This is a genomic window from Natrinema sp. CRL1 (assembly GCF_059162405.1).
This window is the reverse complement of record NZ_JBLVOY010000019.1, coordinates 1-1491: the sequence shown is the minus strand read 5'-3', so window position 1 is coordinate 1491 and position 1491 is coordinate 1. Positions and strand designations below refer to the sequence as shown.

Annotated in this window: 1 rRNA gene; it reads right to left on the bottom strand. The window is 56.3% G+C overall.

Features of this window, described 5'->3' with window-relative positions:
* Positions 1-1491 (bottom strand): 23S ribosomal RNA (locus ACJYUO_RS21830); the annotation flags it as partial.

Below are 1491 nucleotides of genomic sequence, written 5' to 3'. Positions count from 1 at the left end.
GTGGTATCTCTTTTTCAGGTGGGTTTCGAGCTTAGATGCGTTCAGCTCTTACCCCGTGGTGCGTCGCTGCCCAGCACGTGCCCTTCCGGACAGCTGGTACACGAGTGGCACCCATTCGTAGTTCCTCTCGTACTATACGAACGTTCCCGTCAGATACCGTAACACCCCCAATAGATAGCAGCCGACCTGTCTCACGACGGTCTAAACCCAGCTCACGACCTCCTTTAATAGGCGAACAACCTCACCCTTGCCCGCTTCTGCACGGGCAGGATGGAGGGAACCGACATCGAGGTAGCAAGCCACCCGGTCGATATGTGCTCTTGCGGGTGACGACTCTGTTATCCCTAAGGTAGCTTTTCTGTCAGCAATTGGCCGCATCAAGCAGCCTAATTGGTTCGCTAGACCACGCTTTCGCGTCAGCGTCCGTCGTTGTGCCGGACACTGTCAGACTTCCTTTTGCTCTTGCGCTCTTCCCCGAGTCTCCGACTCGGGTGAGGAAATCTTGGGGCGCGCCCGATATCTTTTCAGGCGCGTACCGCCCCAGTCAAACTGCCCGGCTACCAGTGTCCTCCGCCAGGAGTGAGAGTCGCAGTCACCATCGGGTAGTATTTCAATGCTGGCTCGGTGGCCCGCTAGCGCGGGTACCTGTGTAACGCCTCCTACCTATGCTGCACAATGGCGACCACGTCTCAGTGACAGCCTGCAGTAAAGCTCTATAGGGTCTTCGCTTCCCCTTGGGGGTCTCCAGACTCCGCACTGGAACGTACAGTTCACCGGGCCCAACGTTGGGACAGTGGCGCTCTCGTTGATCCATTCATGCAAGCCGCTACTGAAGCGGCAAGGTACTACGCTACCTTAAGAGGGTCATAGTTACCCCCGCCGTTAACAGGTCCTTCGTCCCCTTGTACGGGGTGTTCAGATACCTGCACTGGGCAGGATTCAGTGACCGTACGAGTCCTTGCGGATTTGCGGTCACCTATGTTGTTACTAGACAGTCGGAGCGCCCGAGTCACTGCGACCTGCCTCTTCGCGAGGCAGGCATCCCTTATTGCGAACGTACGGGACTAACTTGCCGAATTCCCTAACGTCGGTTGCTCCCGACAGACCTTGGCTTTCGCCGCCACGAGTACCTGTGTCGGATCTCGGTACGGACAGTGTGCTTGCCTTTTCACGGGCTCTAGGTTGGCCTCTCTTACGCTATCCAGTCATTCGTCCGCTTCGTACCATTACGGTTTCCACGGATTTCGACTGTTCGACCGGGCGATAGCCCGGCAGAGGCGGCCCCAAAGCGTCGGCTTTGAGTGCACACTGGCATAGGAATATTAACCTATTTCCCTGTTGTCAATTTCGACTTACGGATTGACTTAGGACCGGCTAACCCTCAGCTGATCAGCATTGCTGAGGAACCCTTACTCGTTCGGCCGTCGGGGTTCTAACCCGACTAACGCTGCTACTATGACCAGGATTTTCGTTACTGAACGGTCCACACGA